Origin of the sequence: Kosakonia arachidis, assembly GCF_900116535.1 — a bacterium.
Classification (GTDB): domain Bacteria; phylum Pseudomonadota; class Gammaproteobacteria; order Enterobacterales; family Enterobacteriaceae; genus Kosakonia; species Kosakonia arachidis.
In genome coordinates, this window is the sequence record NZ_FPAU01000001.1 from 71,496 (window position 1) to 89,359 (window position 17,864).

Annotated in this window: 17 protein-coding genes, 1 tRNA gene and 4 pseudogenes; 17 read left to right on the plus strand and 5 right to left on the minus strand. The window is 50.1% G+C overall.

The window, feature by feature from the left end; genetic code table 11:
• Nucleotides 1-102: 102 nt before the first annotated feature.
• The gene (gene phoE, locus BM427_RS00290) at nt 103-1,203 is read right to left on the minus strand and encodes a phosphoporin PhoE (protein ID WP_090118286.1); all 1,101 of its coding nucleotides are present in this window, start codon (nt 1,201-1,203) and stop codon (nt 103-105) included.
• Nucleotides 1,204-1,499: 296 nt separating this feature from the next.
• Between phoE and proB the strand changes: the two genes are divergently transcribed.
• The 3 genes from proB (at nt 1,500) to BM427_RS00305 (ending at nt 4,197) form a co-directional block, all read left to right on the plus strand.
• Entirely contained in the window at nt 1,500-2,603 is a 1,104-nt protein-coding gene (gene proB, locus BM427_RS00295; protein WP_090118287.1) for a glutamate 5-kinase, read from the plus strand.
• A gap of 11 nt (nt 2,604-2,614) precedes the next feature.
• Nucleotides 2,615-3,868 (plus strand): glutamate-5-semialdehyde dehydrogenase, encoded by a 1,254-nt coding sequence (proA, locus tag BM427_RS00300; protein ID WP_090118288.1) that lies wholly within the window; start codon nt 2,615-2,617, stop codon nt 3,866-3,868.
• 253 nt (nt 3,869-4,121) lie between these two features.
• A tRNA-Thr gene (locus BM427_RS00305) sits at nt 4,122-4,197 on the plus strand.
• A gap of 38 nt (nt 4,198-4,235) precedes the next feature.
• On the opposite strand, the gene BM427_RS26200 is transcribed toward BM427_RS00305, so the two are convergent.
• Nucleotides 4,236-4,358 carry a hypothetical protein gene (locus BM427_RS26200; RefSeq protein ID WP_280116128.1) on the minus strand — a complete coding sequence of 41 codons (123 nt, stop codon included), beginning with the start codon at nt 4,356-4,358 and terminating at the stop codon, nt 4,236-4,238.
• A gap of 830 nt (nt 4,359-5,188) precedes the next feature.
• Here BM427_RS26200 and BM427_RS00320 point away from each other — a divergent pair.
• The 8 genes and pseudogenes from BM427_RS00320 to BM427_RS00355 all read left to right on the plus strand — a co-directional run.
• Nucleotides 5,189-6,376: an AAA family ATPase gene (locus BM427_RS00320; protein ID WP_090118289.1), complete on the plus strand. Its 1,188-nt coding sequence runs from the start codon at nt 5,189-5,191 to the stop codon at nt 6,374-6,376.
• Nucleotides 6,373-6,873 (plus strand): hypothetical protein, encoded by a 501-nt coding sequence (locus BM427_RS00325; protein WP_090118290.1) that lies wholly within the window; start codon nt 6,373-6,375, stop codon nt 6,871-6,873. Before BM427_RS00320 ends, BM427_RS00325 begins: the two co-directional genes overlap by 4 nt.
• A gap of 397 nt (nt 6,874-7,270) precedes the next feature.
• Nucleotides 7,271-7,773, plus strand: a pseudogene (locus tag BM427_RS00330) (host cell division inhibitor Icd-like protein).
• Nucleotides 7,770-7,997 (plus strand): hypothetical protein, encoded by a 228-nt coding sequence (locus BM427_RS00335; protein WP_090118291.1) that lies wholly within the window; start codon nt 7,770-7,772, stop codon nt 7,995-7,997. Before BM427_RS00330 ends, BM427_RS00335 begins: the two are co-directional and overlap by 4 nt.
• 250 nt (nt 7,998-8,247) lie before the next feature.
• Nucleotides 8,248-8,496, plus strand: a pseudogene (locus tag BM427_RS00340) (type II toxin-antitoxin system YafO family toxin); the annotation flags it as partial.
• A 144-nt stretch (nt 8,497-8,640) separates the two neighbouring features.
• The gene (locus BM427_RS00345; protein WP_090118293.1) at nt 8,641-9,162 is read left to right on the plus strand and encodes a DUF2778 domain-containing protein; all 522 of its coding nucleotides are present in this window, start codon (nt 8,641-8,643) and stop codon (nt 9,160-9,162) included.
• Between the two features lie 242 nt (nt 9,163-9,404).
• Nucleotides 9,405-9,544 (plus strand): annotated as a pseudogene (locus BM427_RS25875) (type VI secretion system tube protein Hcp); the annotation flags it as partial.
• Between the two features lie 83 nt (nt 9,545-9,627).
• Nucleotides 9,628-9,744: pseudogene (locus BM427_RS00355) on the plus strand (DUF1493 family protein); the annotation flags it as partial.
• Nucleotides 9,745-10,130: 386 nt separating this feature from the next.
• Here BM427_RS00355 and BM427_RS00365 read toward each other — a convergent pair.
• Genes BM427_RS00365 through BM427_RS00375 form a run of 3 tightly spaced genes read right to left on the minus strand, consistent with a single transcriptional unit; the run spans nt 10,131 to nt 11,874 of the window.
• Nucleotides 10,131-10,397: a pentapeptide MXKDX repeat protein gene (locus BM427_RS00365; RefSeq protein WP_090118295.1), complete on the minus strand. Its 267-nt coding sequence runs from the start codon at nt 10,395-10,397 to the stop codon at nt 10,131-10,133.
• Between the two features lie 49 nt (nt 10,398-10,446).
• Nucleotides 10,447-11,238, minus strand: a complete 792-nt coding sequence (locus BM427_RS00370; protein WP_090118296.1) for a molybdopterin-dependent oxidoreductase — start codon at nt 11,236-11,238, stop codon at nt 10,447-10,449.
• Nucleotides 11,239-11,247: 9 nt separating this feature from the next.
• On the minus strand, nt 11,248-11,874 hold the full coding sequence (locus BM427_RS00375; protein ID WP_090118297.1) for a cytochrome b/b6 domain-containing protein: 627 nt from the start codon (nt 11,872-11,874) through the stop codon (nt 11,248-11,250).
• 154 nt (nt 11,875-12,028) lie between these two features.
• Here BM427_RS00375 and BM427_RS00380 point away from each other — a divergent pair, with 154 nt between their 5' ends.
• The 6 genes from BM427_RS00380 to BM427_RS00405 all read left to right on the plus strand — a co-directional run bounded on the left by BM427_RS00380 (nt 12,029) and on the right by BM427_RS00405 (nt 17,778).
• Complete coding sequence (locus tag BM427_RS00380) at nt 12,029-12,751, plus strand: response regulator transcription factor (RefSeq protein ID WP_090118298.1); 723 nt, start codon at nt 12,029-12,031, stop codon at nt 12,749-12,751.
• Between the two features lie 3 nt (nt 12,752-12,754).
• Entirely contained in the window at nt 12,755-14,221 is a 1,467-nt protein-coding gene (locus tag BM427_RS00385; protein ID WP_090118299.1) for a sensor histidine kinase, read from the plus strand.
• Between the two features lie 175 nt (nt 14,222-14,396).
• On the plus strand, nt 14,397-15,074 hold the full coding sequence (locus BM427_RS00390; protein WP_090118300.1) for a hypothetical protein: 678 nt from the start codon (nt 14,397-14,399) through the stop codon (nt 15,072-15,074).
• 114 nt (nt 15,075-15,188) lie between these two features.
• Nucleotides 15,189-15,914 (plus strand): MerR family transcriptional regulator, encoded by a 726-nt coding sequence (locus BM427_RS00395; RefSeq protein ID WP_090118301.1) that lies wholly within the window; start codon nt 15,189-15,191, stop codon nt 15,912-15,914.
• A 153-nt stretch (nt 15,915-16,067) separates the two neighbouring features.
• The gene (locus BM427_RS00400; protein WP_090118302.1) at nt 16,068-17,027 is read left to right on the plus strand and encodes a YbgA family protein; all 960 of its coding nucleotides are present in this window, start codon (nt 16,068-16,070) and stop codon (nt 17,025-17,027) included.
• Nucleotides 17,028-17,142: 115 nt separating this feature from the next.
• Nucleotides 17,143-17,778, plus strand: coding sequence for a carbonic anhydrase (locus tag BM427_RS00405; RefSeq protein WP_090120621.1), 636 nt, complete (start codon nt 17,143-17,145; stop codon nt 17,776-17,778).
• Nucleotides 17,779-17,864 lie beyond the last annotated feature (86 nt).

Consider the following 17,864-nt stretch of genomic DNA (forward strand, 5'->3'; position numbering starts at 1 on the left):
ACTGGCCGGTTTGTAACCTGAAGCAGGTTAAAGAGAAGCAAGTTAAAAAAATGCCCTCAGTCGAGGGCATTAATATAACGAGGGTGTTACGGGTTCAAAAACTTAGAACTGGTAGGTCATGGCAACGGCAACAACGTCGTCATTCGCCAGGCCCAGTTTGTTGTCGTTTTTCAGCTGGTTGATTTTGTAATCCACCATTGCAGACATGTTTTTGTTGAAGTAGTAAATGGCGCCAACATCGATGTAGTTAACCAGATCTTCGTCGCCAATCCCTTTTTCCATATCTTTGCCTTTGGTCAGTACATAGCCGAGGGACGGACGCAGACCGAAGTCGAACTGGTACTGGATTACTGCTTCGAAGTTCTCAGTTTTGTTAGCAAAACCTGAACCCAGACCGGTGGAAGATGCGGCAGAGACTGGCGTCATGTTGTAAGCGATGCCGTACATAGTGGCGACGTACACGTTATTTGCATCGTATTTCGCGCCAGTCGCCCAGGCTTCAGCTTTCTCGCCACGACCAAACGCTGCAGTATTCTGCGCGGTGGTACGGTCAGAGTTAGCGTAGGCACCAATCAGGCTGAATGCGCTACCGCCGAAGTTATAAGAGAGAGAAGTACCCCAGCCGTCGCCGTTTTGTTTGTTAACAGCACGACTGCTTTCGTTTTTACCCTGGTACTGCAGGGACATATTCAGACCGTCGATCAGGCCAAAGAAGTCAGTGTTGCGGTAAGTCGCAATACCAGAGGTACGTTTGGTCATGAAGTCATCGCTACGGGCCAGACCGTCACCGCCGAATTCCGGGAACATATCGGTTATGGCAGCCACGTCGTACAATATGCCCAGATTACGACCGTAGTCGATAGAACCGATGTCTTTCATTTTCAGGCCAGCAAACGCCAGGCGGGTTTTCTGGCTGCTTGTAGCATTGTTGTTGTTGGTTTCGTCGTTGTTACCGGCAAACTCAGCTTCCCAACGACCAAAACCGGTCAGTTGATCGTTAATCTGCGTTTCACCTTTGAAACCGAAACGAACATAAGTTTTATCACCGTCGTTGCTGGTATCGTCGCTGAAGTAGTGCATGGCTCTCACTTTGCCGTACACATCCAGCTTGTTGCCGTTCTTGTTATAAACTTCTGCTGCGTGAACGGAAGAAGTAGAAGCGACAACGCTCATTACCATTAATGCCAGAGTGCTCTTTTTCATTTTGATTCCTGATTTAACTAACGCGCTAATATTCGCTGGGCATATACCCCGTGAAAAAACATGAAGGGTTTTATCGCTCAGAAATTAAATATTTATGACAAATTAAGAATAAATTTAAAAAGTTGTGTTTGAGTGTGTTTGCAATAAAAACGTCAAAATTTACCGTTACGGTGGCTGATCCCGCACAACAAAAAAGTGGCCTGATTGCACTGACGGTTGGCAATCGCCGCGACTCCTGTTACAACGTCTGACGACTATCGATATTTCTTATTTTTTCTTAAAAACGGCAGAGAATCATGAGTGACAGCCAGACGCTGGTGGTAAAACTCGGCACCAGTGTTTTAACGGGCGGTTCCCGTCGCCTGAACCGCGCCCATATTGTGGAACTGGTGCGCCAGTGTGCGCAGCAGCATGCCGCCGGGCATCGTATTGTAATTGTGACTTCCGGAGCGATTGCCGCCGGGCGCGAACACCTGGGCTATCCGGAATTACCCGCCACCATCGCTTCCAAACAACTGCTGGCGGCAGTCGGGCAGAGCCGTTTGATTCAGTTATGGGAACAACTGTTTTCTATTTACGGTATTCACGTCGGGCAGATGTTGCTGACCCGCGCGGATATGGAAGACAGAGAGCGCTTCCTTAATGCTCGCGACACACTGCGTGCGCTGCTCGATAACAATATCGTGCCGGTGATTAACGAGAATGACGCAGTCGCGACGGCGGAAATCAAAGTCGGTGACAACGATAACCTCTCTGCGCTGGCAGCGATTCTGGCCGGTGCGGATAAACTGCTGCTGCTGACTGATCAGCAGGGGCTGTTTACTGCCGATCCGCGTAACAACCCGGATGCGGAACTGATTAAAGACGTTTACGGCATCGATGATGCCCTGCGTGCCATTGCGGGCGACAGCGTCTCTGGCCTGGGTACTGGCGGAATGGGCACCAAATTGCAGGCTGCCGATGTCGCCTGTCGCGCCGGGATCGACACGATTATTGCCGCAGGCAGCAAACCGGGCGTGATTGGCGATGTGATGGAGGGGATCTCCGTGGGAACGCGTTTCCACGCGCAAGCGTCGCCGCTGGAAAATCGCAAACGCTGGATCTTCGGCGCACCGCCTGCGGGTGAGATTACCGTCGATGAAGGGGCTACCGGTGCGATCCTCGAACGGGGGAGTTCCCTGCTGCCGAAAGGCATTAAAAGCGTGACAGGCAACTTTTCGCGTGGTGAAGTGATCCGCATCTGTAATTTGCAGGGGCGCGATATCGCCCACGGCGTAACCCGCTATAACAGCGATGCACTGCGCCGTATTGCCGGGCATCACTCGCAGCAAATCGACGCCATTCTGGGCTATGAGTATGGCCCTGTCGCCGTTCACCGCGACGACATGATTACCCGTTAAGGAGCAGAAGTATGCTGGAACAAATGGGCATTGCTGCGAAAGCAGCATCATATAAGCTGGCATTGCTCTCCAGCCGCGAAAAAAATCGCGTACTGGAAAAAATCGCCGATTACCTGGAAGCGCAGTCGCACGAGATCCTGGAGGCGAACGAACAGGATCTGCTGGAAGCGCGTCGCAACGGCCTGAGCGAAGCCATGCTCGATCGCCTGGCGCTGAACCCGGCACGCTTAACAGGGATCGCCGATGATGTCCGTCAGGTTTGCAAACTGGCCGATCCGGTCGGCCAGGTAATTGATGGTGGTTTGCTGGACAGCGGTCTGCGCATTGAGCGCCGTCGCGTACCGCTGGGTGTTATTGGCGTGATTTATGAAGCGCGCCCGAACGTGACCGTGGACGTGGCCTCGCTGTGTCTGAAAACCGGTAACGCGGCAATCCTGCGCGGCGGCAAGGAAACCTGGCGTACCAATGCGGCCACGGTAAAAGTGATTCAGCAGGCGCTGGAAGAGTGTGGCCTGCCTGCCGGTGCGGTGCAGGCGATTGAAAGCCCGGACCGCGAGCTGGTCAATCAAATGCTGCGCATGGATAAGTACATCGATATGCTGATCCCACGCGGTGGTGCGGGTCTGCACAAGCTGTGCCGCGAGCAGTCAACCATCCCGGTGATCACCGGCGGCATTGGTGTTTGTCATATTGTGGTGGATGAGTCTGCCGAGATCGAACCGGCGCTGAAGGTGATCGTCAACGCGAAAACGCAGCGTCCAAGCACCTGCAACACCGTCGAGACCCTGCTGGTGCATCAGGGCATTGCAGCGACTTTTCTGCCTGCGCTAAGCAAACAGATGGCGGAAAGCGGCGTTACGCTCCACGCCGATGAACAGGCGCTGGCGCTGCTGAAAAGCGGCCCGGCAAAAGTGGAAGCCGTGAGAGCGGAGCAGTACGACGACGAGTTTTTGTCGCTGGATCTGAATGTGAAAGTCGTGGCCGATCTGGATGCGGCTATCGATCATATTCGCCAGCACGGTACGCAGCACTCCGACGCAATCCTGACCCGTACGCTGCGTAATGCAGACCGCTTTATCAATGAAGTGGACTCTTCCGCGGTGTATGTGAACGCCTCCACGCGCTTTACCGATGGCGGCCAGTTTGGCCTTGGTGCGGAAGTGGCTGTCAGCACGCAGAAGCTGCATGCGCGTGGCCCGATGGGTTTAGAAGCGCTGACGACTTATAAGTGGATTGGTTTTGGCGACAATACCGTTCGCGCATAAATAAAACGGGCGGTACATCCAGTTATGATGTACCGCCCGTTTGATCCGGCGACGATATGCCTGCGGTGACGGTATACAAAAACGGCGCGACAGCTGAAAATATCGGCAATCTACCCGCGACAGTATGCTCCACCGAGCAGAAATGAAGCAGTATGGTGCAAAAGTAGCCGTTTGATTCCCAAGGGCATTGACGCATCACTCGCTTAGTTTTAACCTTCTACCCCGTGATTCACGTTCGTGAACACATCGCAGGGCCGATATAGCTCAGTTGGTAGAGCAGCGCATTCGTAATGCGAAGGTCGTAGGTTCGACTCCTATTATCGGCACCACTTCAACTTCCTGTTATCGCACTACTAACCACGCGGGTTCACGCGATATTCACCAGTTCTGCAAAAGCGCCTTGTGCCATATTTGTGCCATTCCCCGCCAGGAATGAGTCGATTTGCATGGCATGCTGCGTCAGGTGATTCGGCACCAGCACATCTACCATCAGCCCCAGCGCTCTGAAGGGTAAAAGAACTGATTGATGCCCTGCCGGAACAGGATCGCGAAAAAGCGCTCTTCAGGCAAAAAAACGGGCTTAACGGCGGCAGACCGGGAGGCGATACAAGTGCCCGGTACTGCTTATTTATGATGCAACTTTTTCAGTATGCTCCTTTAATAACTGACTGAATTTAATAAAATTATTATTTCGTATTTGGCGTTATTTCTTGCCGGACAGTGACGTAAAATTAAAAATCCCTTCTGAAACAATCGCCTGAAAAAATTATCGCCAGTCCTGAAAGTGCAGAAACTGAAAAAAACTGAAATCAGTTTCAATTTTTTCAGTCCGGTTTTGATGCCAGAGAGCCAGCACTGGCGCGGGCTGGCTTACCGGTTTGTAGAAAAACAAAACTGAAAAATTTTACTGCCATGAAAGTGGCAGGCGGGTGCGGTGTAGTGCCGTTTTTGTCTGTGATGTTTTTATTTTTCTGGGGTGCGTTTTGTGCATGTTTGGCAAGGTTACGCTAATAGAAATGCGGTGGTATGTCTGTGTGTACTTTATGAGTGGTGTATAGCGCATTCAAGTGCGCGCGATTAGCACACTGTCTTGATAGATCCGCCAGCAGAACGATGGCATCCAATAGCGTGGCTATGGCATATGTACTTCCGAGTGAAAGCGATCTAATAGGATATCAGTTTTGATGCCTTTCACTTATGAGTCTTATCTTAGCTTCGCGACTTTTTTGTCGCTAAATCTTATGTTATGCTATGATTTAGTTATTCTTTAACTTTATTTAGTGCGAAAATGCGATGTGTTGAGCATTTATTGGGGTTGTCATGATTTACTCATATGGTTTCAAAAATTATTTTGGATTCAAGGAAGGGGCTAACGTTTCTTTCCTCCTTAATGGTAGGGTGCCTAAAGATGTGTCATATGGTCGTAACGTTGCCACGATACTAGGAGTAAAAGGTGCTAACGGTGCAGGTAAGACTAATTTATTAAAAGCTCTTTACTTTCTTTCTTCATTTTGCTCATATTCTTTTTATTCAAAAGAAGATGAAACGATTGATGCAGATCCATACTTTAATAATAAATCTCCTTCTGAGTTTTATATTGAATTTCTTTATGGCGAATATGTTTATACCTATGAACTAGCTGTAACTGTCAATAAAGTTATCTATGAGAGATTATTCAGGAAAAGCAATAAAAGCGAAGGGGATTCAAAAAAAACAAGAAAGATTCCTGTCTTTATTAGAGAGGGGAATGAGATCTCTGATTGCCTATCAGAGATCAACCAAGTGAAAATCATTTCTTTAAAAGATAATGCTTCACTGATTAGTAGTGCATTTCATTATAAATTTGATGAACCATTGAAAATATTAAATGAAGTATTTATCTTTTTTTCTTCATTTATTACAAATGTCCGTTATACAGGGCTTAAAGATTTTTCTCTGGATTCAGATAGCATTAGATCTGTATCAGAATATTATTTTAAAAATAAAAAGGCTTTTAATTTTGTAAAGGATATCATTGTTAAAAGTGACTTGGGGATAAGCGATGTTGATATTGTCGAGGGAGTAGATGAAAATAGCAAAAAATATTATTTCCCAATGTTCGAGCACAGGGTTGGGAACAAGAAGTTCCGATTAACGATATATGATCAATCAAGTGGAACGAAATCTCTATATGTCAAATTAAATCATTATTGGCGAGCTCTGTCATTGGGCAGTGTTTTGGTTTTAGATGAGTTTGATCTAAATTGTCATCCTTTTATTTTACCTAAGTTGCTAGAGTTATTTGAATCCAGAGAGACTAATCCACTAGATGCACAGTTTATATTTACTTCACATATTACTGAAGTTCTTGAAAAACTGAGTAAATATAGGACTTATTTGGTTAATAAAGAGAATAATGAATGTTTTTGCTATCGTTTGGATGAGATAGGTGGGGATATATTAAGGCACGGACGAGCGATTGCACCTATTTATAATGAAGGTAAAATTGGTGGGGTGCCTAAATTATGAGCGCCAAGGAGTTTACAAATAAAAGGAAATTGGCTTTTCTTGAAAGCCTACCTTCTATTAGTCTTGAGTCAGGAGAGATTGTCGAGCGTTGCAAGTTTAACTTTTCATTTTTTGATTGTACCCAACCACACGGACAAGATTTTCAGGATTGGTCTCATAATGAACTGATTAAATTGATGGATAAATTGAAAAATTATTCAGGTTCTTCTTTAGAATACTGGCGCCATCAAAGAGTCGGGAGAGGGGGGTTGAAAGTTTTCGAAATTTATGGTGATTTCCCTAAGAAAAGTAACTTTATTCATCCAAAACATGTTCCTCATGATGTTTCATGGGCAAGATTCCGATTAGAAAATTTAGTAAGGCTAGTTGGATTTATTGTTCCTAAGGGGTTCAACTGTGCTGAAACTATAGACCTTCCTCAGCCATTCGATAGTAATACTTTTTATGTCGTTTTCTTGGATCGTGACCATAAGTTTTATGTAACTGAAGAACCTTAGAATCATTAACTACAAGGCGTACCCCGTCTTGTAGTATTTCTAAAATAAAAAACTATTGGGGGCATATTTGGGGGCATTTTTATGGATTCTTAATATTAAACATTTATAAATCAAGTGGTTAGGTTTTTGATTTGCTCCTATTATCGGCTGATCCTCGGTTAGGCGCGTGTGTGCTCCGTTGAACCTCCAGCATGGCGCGGAAGTTGTCCGTCTCCAGGTCAGCAATCAGACCGGTGAAGTTCTCCGCCAGCTCACGACCAGCACTGCCTTTCCATAACAGTTTCCCTCGGCGGCAAAAATGTCTCCTGGCAGCATAGTGAAATTATTCCCGGGTTAAGTGGTCGCATTGCTGCGCGTAATCGGGGTTGTGACGCATAATGTTGCCCATAATGTTGCCCTGTCTGCAAAATGCCCTTTTTCTGGCTTGCTTCTTTTCGGCGTTTCCAGGTATAGTTTTGCCGCTGTCGCAAAATCGGCAGCCGGAATTGGCGTTCCGAATGACTTCAAGGCGACACAACACGCGCCAGGCGTGTTTTTTTGTGTCGTGGCTCAGACTCACCCATTTTCCGGGCTGTGGTGTCTAATTTTGCACCATGGCTTCGTTCAGATAATGGCAGTCCGGGCGGGGCAGCCTTCGGGCTGGCCGGTACCCTTGAAGGCCGGTTACGCCAACCCCGTTCGGGCTGCCACCAGTGAAATTGGCGTTTCCGGTGGTAGTTTTTCACACTACTTCAAGGAGGTGCCCTTATGGCTACGATCCTCACCCTGTCTCACCCGAAATTTATCTTTGTTTTCGCTGCCGTTTGTCGCTCCGTACGTAAACCGCGTGTCTGTATGCTGTGCACTCTTGCCGCTGGTGAACACATCGCTCGCCTGCCGGTTGCGGAGGTGTACGCATGAGCCAGCCCATCCTAACCCTTGACGATCTCAGACATCTCGAACACCTGCGCAATATCGGCCATCTGGTCAGCGAGCTGGCAGCGGAACAGGACAAGGCGACCGCCCGCCGCGATCCGGCTGAGCGTCTGCAACTTCTTTCCCTGATTTACCTGATGACGGATCAACTCGATGCCGTGATCGATCGCTGCAACCAGCGCTGGCTCGACGGGGAGGAACAGGAATGAAGCAGCCGTTACCGCCCGTACTGCACACTGTGCTTTACCGCCCGCCGCCGGATTAACCAGCATTCCCCGGAGAAAATTGCCCCGGAGAAGCGCGATCCGCACCTGGAGGATAACATCGCCATAAGCTGGCCGTCGTGCGCCAGCTTATAAGCGGATCAGCGACCCGATATCAGCTATTTAACGTGTGCTTGTTGTATGGCTTGTACTCATAACAGACTTCAATTTTTGTTGTGCATTGTATGGAGACAAAAAAAGGGATGATATGTTGCCAGATGCCTTTGGTCGTGATGCGCCTTATGATGATGACCGCACCTGTCCCTTGGTAAAAGAAGACCGGGTGGCCCACATCCACCTCGCTAATGGTAATGCACCATTCCCTGAGTTTTTACGTCAGTTCAAACGAACCAACGATCAGGCGCATTTGGTATATTGCCGGGGTGCGATGGATCCCGATGCCTATCTGTTGATTATCATCCTGAAACCCGAAGTGCAACGCATGCGCTGGTTTTTTGGGGTAATTACCTGCTAACCTGTGGTGATTCTATATTCTGAAAAGAGTTTAATTTCGTTGGTTGTTTACTGGCCGTTTAACTTTAATATCCCCAAATAGCCATTGATAAATGGCGGTTACGCGAGGGACCAAATGGCGCTACAAGGGAAGTTGGTATTAAACGGTGCAGATTATGTGCCTTTTGAGTTGTATGGCGTGGGCGTATTTATGGCTCATTCTGGAAAAGGGGTATACAGAAACAAAGGGGGCTGCGGATCAATAGCTTCTGGCGGCCCAATCCCACCGGGCAAATACTGGATTGTTGATCGGCTTGAGGGTAACTGGTTCTCTCAGAAGCAGCGTGAGGTGAGTGACTTCTTTAATAGCGTTGCTGGGCGCCGCGCCTTTGGCAAGTCTGACTGGTTTGCATTGTGGCGCGATGACAAAGGAATTGACGATTACACTTGGTTCGAAGGTGTGAAACGGGGCAACTTCAGATTACATCCAGGGCACGTATCAGAAGGTTGCATCACCATTGCCAATAACGCAGATTATGCAAAAATTCACCGTGCATTAATTAATACTTCTTTAATTCAGGTTCCCTGTATGCGCTCTCTCATGGCGCGTGGATGGATTGAGGTAATCGCTGGTGGCTATAACAAAACTTGTCCGTAAAACTGCCAGATTTTGCTATTTCATACTTATCATTATTGGAGTGGGGCATCTGTTACCTGGTCCGGAGACTTATATCAACTATGATTTTGCCAGTCAGATATGTGATTTTTTATACGGCAGTGTAAACGCTGATTCTATGTATGACACATTTTCGTATATTGATTGGATCATTATTTTAGTTATCGCTTTAATAATTTATTTATCAACAAAAATGTTAATGAGTAAAACAAGGAATAAATGAAATGCCGATCCCCGCTTATATATGGTTAATGGATGATGGAGGGCGCTAATCAAAGGTTCCGTTGACGTTCAGGATAGAGAAGGAAGTGTTGAGGTGATTGGTTTTAGCCATGGGCTTAACTTCCCAGTAGACAGCGCTAATAGTGGGTAAGATCAGTTCCGTGGGGGTCTGTAACGCTCTATAACGCATCGGAATTTCAGATCGTTCGTAATGCCTTGTTGCTTCCCAATCTCCCGTTTTCATGGAATCCGTTCAAGAAAACGGAACCCGTACCCGTTCCAGATTTCACTATTGGTATGCTGATCGCGTCAGCTAAAGCCGGGAAATGGCTATATGACTAATTACAAGGAGCGTAAAAAATGGCTGTACCTGTACACCTGATTTTAAAAGACGATGGCGGATCGCAGATTATCGGATCGTGTGACGTTCATGGACGTGATGGGAGCATAGAACTGCGAAGTCGAGGTATAAGCAAAGACCTTGCAGCGCAAACGGTAGGGAGTTGCCATAAGTAATGGCGAATAAGCTGTAGCCCGTCGCTGAGTATAGCCCTCCCCAATATCCTGTTCATCAGACGGGGCCTGCCAGAGTTATAGGAAGGCGACGATCAACATAACCGAACCGCCGTATACGGACCCGTATGTACGGTGGTGTGGGAGGAGGCTGATCGTGAGATCAGCCTCTATCCCGATTTTTACGTTCACTCTAAATCGAATGACGCGTCGAGTTACTGGCTCATGGCATCTTTTTTCATGCCATCTTTCGACATGTCTTCTTTCGACATGGTGTCTTTCTTCATTGCGTCTTTGGACATGTGGTCTTTAGACATTTTGTCTTTCGACATACAGTCTTTGCTCATGCTGTCCTTTTTCATGCAGTCTTTGGACATATGGCCCATAGTGTCTTTTTTCGTCATCGCGTCTGCGGCGTAGGTGGTGCTCACTGCGCCCATCATCAGACAGGCAGACATCATTATTACCGTTAACTTTTTCATGGGGTATTCCTTTCTCTGTGGTGTTTTATCGGGATCATCGTCGTGTGTTCTAACTTCCACCAAACCAGTTGTAGCCCTGATCTTCCCAGTAGCCACCACTGAATTTATTGGTAATTTCAATTACTTCGATGTGTTTGGGGTTTTTGTAACCGAGCTTGGTCGGTATCCTGAGTTTCATCGGGAAACCGTATTTGCGCGGTAAAATCTGTCCGTCGTAGGTCAGCGCCAGCAATGTCTGCGGATGCAGCGCTGTCGCCATATCAATGCTGGTGTAATACTCGTCAGCGCATTTGAAACTGACGTATTCCGCAGTGAGGTCAGCCCCAATCAGCCGTAAAAAATCACCAAACGGTACGCCACCCCATTTGCCAATTGCGCTCCAGCCTTCCACGCAGATATGCCGCGTCACCTGGCTGACCTGCGCCATTTTGTAGAGCGCCAGCAACGACCATTCGCGTTTATCCAACGCCAGACCAGCGATTTTTAGGCGATAGGCCAGCCCGTCAACGTCCGGAGCATCGTCTTCGGCGTAAAACGCATTAAACGGAAACGGGCGGGTGATCATTGATTCGGCATATACCGGTGCGAGGCGCGTTGAGCCAAACAGCCAGCCCTGAACGCGGTCGTTGAAGCCGGAAATTTTCCCCAGTGCGGTTTCCACGCTGGCATTATCGCTGATGTCGCAGCCGGTCAGCATGGCGATGCCGCCGAGCGTCAGACCGCGTTGTAAAAACAGGCGGCGCGAGGGGACGTCCAGTTCGCGGATAATCTGTTTTTTAGCTTCCTGCACAATCGCTTCACTGTCTGACGTGCTGAAAATCTTTTTGATTGTGTTCTTCATCTTCGGCCCTTAACGTCCGCGGATCATGGCGATCAGCGTTTTCGGCACCACCGCCACCATGATTAAATGCAGCACGGCAAACCCGACTAACGACGCCATCGCTAAAAAGTGGACGTAACGCGCGGTGTCGTAGCCGCCCATCAGTTCGCGCAGTAATGGAAACTGTACCGATTTCCATACCACCAGCCCGGAAAGCACCAATACGATGCCGTCGAACATCACGAATACATACGCCGCGCGTTGCACCATGTTGTAGTGGCGTAAATCGTTGTGTTGCAGCTTGCCGCGCAGGGCAGCACGCAAATCGTTGAAGATGCCGTGCGGCGTCAGCGGCCAGAATTTTCGTTTCATCCGGCCGGTCAGAATGTTCATCAGCAGATAGAACAGGCCGTTAAAACCGAACAGCCACATCCCAGCGAAATGCCACTGGATCGCGCCACCCAGCCAGCCGCCCAGGGTGACGGTGGAAGGAAAATCAAAATCAAACAGTGGCGACGCGTTATAAATCTGCCAGCCGCTGGTCACCATAATCAGCACCGCCAGCGCATTCAGCCAATGTGCAAGACGCAGCCATAAAGGATGGATCGTTGCCGGTTTTTGCGCCGCGGCCGGAGGGATTTCTCTGGGAATTGTCATGATGCGTTTCCGCCAACTGCCCTGTGATGTAGCGAGTATTGAGCAGATTTGTTCCCCGAAACCTCACGCAAAGTTAAATAAAATGTGATAACTCAGGGGGCATTGCTTGTGTAGACTCAAACGATATGAGGACGCCACACGGTGGGATAACAAAATGGATAAAACAAAAAAAATCCTTATCGTTGAAGATGATGGGGATATTGCGGAACTGCTGAGCCTGCATTTGCGTGACGAAGGTTATGAAACTACGCATGCGCCGGACGGCAATCTGGGCATCGCCCATCTGGAAAAAGGCGGCTGGGATGCGTTGATCCTGGATCTGATGTTGCCCGGCGTGGACGGGCTGGAAATCTGCCGCCGTGCACGCAACATGACGCGCTACACACCCATCATCATTATCAGCGCCCGTTCGAGCGAAGTGCATCGCGTGCTCGGGCTGGAACTGGGAGCCGATGATTATCTTGCGAAACCGTTCTCCATGCTGGAACTGGTGGCGCGGGTGAAAGCGCTGTTCCGCCGTCAGGAAGCGATGAGCCGCAACCTGAAAATGGATGCCGGAACGCTGAGTTTTGCCGGGCTGGTTATTGACCCGATTGCGCGCGAAGTGATGCTCGACCATCAGCCGGTAGAACTGACGCCGCGTGAGTTTGATTTGCTGTACTTCGTTGCCAAAAACCCCGGCAAAGTGTTCTCGCGCCTGAGCCTGTTAAATCAGGTCTGGGGCTATGAGCACGAAGGGTATGAACATACGGTGAACACGCATATCAACCGGCTGCGCATCAAGATAGAAGCCAATCCGGCCGAGCCGAAACGCATTCTGACCGTTTGGGGAAAAGGCTATAAATTCGTGTCCTCTGCTGAAGACGCGCAAGGGTAAATCATGAAAAATTTCACGCTGGCGCAAAGACTGACCCTGGTGTTTACGGTACTGCTTATCGCCTGCTGTGCGCTTTCCGGCTACATGCAGGTGCGTTCCAGCAATCAGTACAGCCAGTCGGTTATCCAGCGGCTTTCCGCGAATCTGGCGACGCAGATTGCGGCCAATAATCCGCTACTCAGCCAGGGCAACTGGGATCCGAAAGCCGTGCATTCGCTGTTTGATCAGTTGATGGCGGTGAACCCGAGTGTGGAAGTGTATCTGCTGGATAAAGACGGCAATATTGTGAGCAACGCGGCACCGGCAGGGCGTCTGAAAACCGATAAAGTCGATCTGATGCCGGTTAACGCGCTGCTTGAGGGCGCGGATATGCCGGTTTTCGGCGACAATCCGCGTGATCCACAAACCCGTCAGGTGTTCTCGGTGGCACCGCTCAAAGAGAACGGTGTGACCAAAGGTTATGTGTATATTGTGCTGCTAGGTGATGAATACACTGCGCTGACCAGCAACGCGCAATACCAGTCTTCCATTGCGCTGGCGCTACGTTCCATGGGGCTGGTGGCGCTGTTCGGTTTACTGGCGGGGGCGCTGGCGTTTCGCTGGGTGACGCATCCGGTGCGTAAACTGACGCAGCAGATTGCGCAACTCGACAGCGGCGGAATGGACGCCATTCAGGCGTTGGCAAAAAGTCCGACGCCTGCCGGTGCGCCGCGCGATGAAGTGTCGCAGTTGCAACTGGCGTTTGTCGCGCTGGCAAAACGCATCGACCAGCAATGGCAAAGTCTGAAGGTGCAGGATCAGCAGCGCCGTGAATTTATCGCCAATATTTCCCACGATTTGCGGACACCGCTGACCTCACTGCACGGCTATCTCGAAACGCTGTCGGTGAAATCAGATCATCTGAGTAACGAAGACCGGCTGCGGTATCTGAATATTGCCCTGATGCAAAGTAAAAAAGTCGGGCGTCTGGCGCTGGAATTATTTGAACTGGCGCGCCTGGAATATGGCGTGGTGAAGCCGCAGAAAGAGCCGTTTTCCCTGAGCGAACTGGTGCAGGACGTATTTCAGAAATTTGAGCTGGCGACCGAAACACGCGGGCAGAAATTGCTGGCAGATATCACGCCGGGTATTCCGTTGGTGAATGCCGATTTGGGCATGATTGAGCGCGTGCTGACGAACCTGATGGATAATGCTATCCGCCACACGCCGGAAGGCGGCGTCATTGAGATTAAACTGTGGAAAAACGGCGAACAGGTCATTGTACAGTTGAAAGACACCGGGCCGGGCATTGCGCCGGAGCTAAAAGACAGCCTGTTTGTGCGGCCGTCAATTCTCAGCACCAACAAACACCGCGCGGGCGGGCTGGGGCTCATGATTGTGCACCGTATTTTGCAGCTTCACGGCGGGGATATCCGACTGGTTGAGCCACAACAGCAGGGCGCGTGTTTTCAGTTCTCCGTTCCGCTATAAATTCTCTGCCGGTGTACGCTATCGGGTACCGGATAAACGTTCGTTCTTCGGTAGCCCGCCCTGTGGCGCGAGCCATAAAATCACCTGAATAACCCTCTGCTGGCGGGTAAGCGTTGCGATACCCGCCAGGCATACCTTTGTACTAACATTATTTTTTATGCCGACGGGATGCCAGATGATTAACCGCGAACTGGATGCTCTCTACCATTCGACAAACCAACAAACCCTTGCACAGTGGCGGATCAACCGCGATATCGGCGAGCCACGCGGCGCGTATTACGATCCGTGCAGGCTTGCGCTGGCCGCAGGGATACAACCCGACATGCCTGTGCAGGTCAGGGCGCTGCTTGATGATTTGCAGCAACTTGCCGGGCGCGATCCGTTAGCGGATATCCTGCCCGCTGAAGGATTTCATTTCACCTTTTTACCCCTGACATTACCGCTCTATGAACAGGGGGAGCCTTTACCGGAGAAAATCCATCACTTAACAACGTGTTGGGAGAGCTATGCTGCTCAGACAATTAACATAGATGCATTACGGCTGGTGGCGTTACCCGGTCAGCTATTGCTGGCGGGTATCGCTGATGAACGGGCGATGGCGATGCGCCACGCTTTTTGCCGGCAAGTTTTGCATTCAACATGGCGGGACACGTTGCTTGCCAGGCACCCGGCGTCACCCTTGCCGCCGTTATTTTGGCACAGCACACTGTTACGTTACGGCGCAACATACTTGCCGCAGACGCTGCGAGAATTCTTCCTCGCCCGACAGGGGCGTGATTATGGTGATGTTGCTGGCAATCTGAAACTGGCCCGCATCAATTACAACTGGACGCAGTGCTATCCTTTGGATTAGCGCGACAGCAACGAGAAAAGGGGAACGGCACTCCAGCTGACGGGCAGGTGCTTCATTCAACAAGAAAATATCCGTGATATATTGAGCGTTATTCTTTTTCATCAGGCGCAACCCATGTCCTACTCGATCGGCGAATTTGCCAGGCTTTGCGGGATCCCCGCCACGACGCTGCGTGCATGGCAGAGCCGTTATGGTCTGCTCAAGCCGATGCGTACTGAAGGTGGGCACAGGGTGTACAGCGATGACGATGTGCAGCAGGCGCTAAAAATCCTCGACTGGGTAAAAAAAGGTGTGCCGGTCAGCCAGGTGAAACCTCTACTGGCGCGTCCGGGTAGCCGTCAGGCGAATAACTGGCTGACGCTTCAGCAGACGATGCTTCAGCATCTGAAAGAGGGCAAAATCGAATCCCTGCGTCAGCTCATTTATAACTCAGGCCGTGAATATCCAAGGAGCGAGCTGGTACACGAAGTGTTGCGTCCGCTGCGCGGCCTGGTGTCGGCGAATGTTGCAGCGATGATGACATTGAGGGAAATTCTCGATGGCATCATTATCTCCTACACGGCGTTTTGTCTGGAAGGGGATAGAAAAGCGCCCGGCGAACCCTATCTGCTCACTGGCTGGCACCTTAACGATCCCTGTGAAATCTGGCTTGAAGCGTTACTGCGGACCGGACAGGGGCAGCGTATTGATATTCTCCCGTCTCCTCCGGCAATGCTGGCACCCGAAATCTTCCCGCAGCGCAAATGGCTGCTGGTAACCAGCGGAAAGCTGACCGCCGCGCGTAAAAAACAGATTACGCAGTGGCAGCAGGTTGTCTCCCTCGACGTGATTACCCTTTAAAAATACGCCCGTTAGCTTAATTTTTTTATTTTTCATAACGCTTTGTAATATTTGTTTATTTATAAATTTCATCTATAAAACTTAGACAAATATGCTTTGTTGTGTAATTTTTAAAGAAACGCTTTTTATACCTGTTAAGCGCTGGGGGCATTTATGAACCATCAACCCATGATTGGGATTAGCGGATGTCTGACGGGATCCGCCGTGCGCTTCGACGGAGGACATAAGCGCATGGGGTTTGTCATGGATGAACTGGCGCAGTGGGTTACGTTTAAGCCTGTCTGCCCGGAGATGGCCATCGGTCTGCCGGTTCCTCGTCCGGCGCTGCGTCTGATCCAGACGACCGATGGCGACACCCGCATGCGTTTTAGCCACGATCCGCAAGAAGATGTTACGGCCAAAATGGCTGACTTTGCCGAGCGTTTTCTGCCTTCCGTCAGTAACTTATCCGGCTTTATTGTCTGCGCTAAATCCCCCAGTTGCGGGATGGAACGCGTACGGCTGTATGATGAGCAGGGCCATCGCGGGCGCAAAGAGGGCACCGGGTTGTTTACCGCTGCACTACTGAAAAAATACCCGTGGCTACCGGTAGAAGAGGACGGGCGTTTGCACGATCCATTGCTGTGCGAGAACTTTGTCGAGCGGATCTTCGCGTTGCGTGAGCTGAATGCGCTGCGTGAAGAGGGGTTAACCCGCAGCAATCTGCTGGCGTTTCACAGCCGCTACAAACTTCAGTTGCTGGCTCATCATCAGGGGGGCTACCGCAAAATCGGGCCTTTTGTGGCCCGGCTCGCCGAGTGGCAAGATCTGGACGCTTTCTTTGTCGCTTACCGCGAGCAGTTTATGGCGATCCTCAAGCATGTCGCTTCGCGCAAGAATCACACCAACGTGCTGATGCATATTCAGGGGTATTTTACCCGGCAGCTCAACAGCCGACAGCGCGCCGAACTGCTGTCGGTGATCACCAATTATCGGCTTGGGTTATTGCCACTGCTTGCGCCGTTAACATTGCTGCAACACTATCTGGCGGAACATCCTGACAGTTACCTGCAAACACAGAACTATTTCGCGCCTTATCCCGCCAATCTTGGCCTGCGCCTCGCCGTGAGCTGACGAGACGCAAAAAGAGATGCTGAAAGAGAGCTATTGCAATTTGCGTCAAGATGCGGGACTTTTGGCGGGAGGTTTTTCTCAACCCGATATAAATACCGAAAAAAGAGAACGTGCTATGCAACATATCATTGAAGGCTTCCTCAGCTTCCAGAAAGAAATTTTCCCGCAACGTAAAGAGCTGTTCCGTAGCCTGGCATCCAGCCAGAACCCGAAAGCGTTGTTTATCTCCTGCTCAGACAGCCGTCTGGTGCCGGAGCTGGTAACGCAACAAGAACCGGGTCAGCTTTTCGTTATCCGCAATGCCGGTAATATCGTGCCGTCGTTCGGGCCGGAGCCGGGTGGTGTATCAGCGACAATCGAATATGCGGTTGTGGCGCTGGGCGTGACGGATATCGTGATTTGTGGTCACTCCAACTGCGGCGCGATGAAAGCGATCGCTACTGCACAGAGCCTGGAGCCAATGCCAGCGGTTGCCCACTGGCTGCACTATTCAGATGCGGCAAAAGCCGTTGTTGAGAAAAGAACTTTCGAAAACGAGACCGACAAAGTCAATGCGATGGTTGAAGAGAACGTGATTGCGCAGCTGAACAATATCAAAACGCATCCTTCTGTGGCCGTCGGGCTTCGTGACAACGCGCTGCGTCTGCACGGGTGGGTTTACGATATTGAAAGTGGCGAAATCCGTACGTTGGATAAAAACAGCAAGAAATACGTTTCGCTGGCCGAAAATCCGACGGTGTATTTTGAATAAAACTTATCGCCTGGCTGAAGTGTCAGCCCCGATAAATGCGTAAAGGCTGCCCGGCAGCCTTTTTTTATGCCTGGCGACGGTGCTTT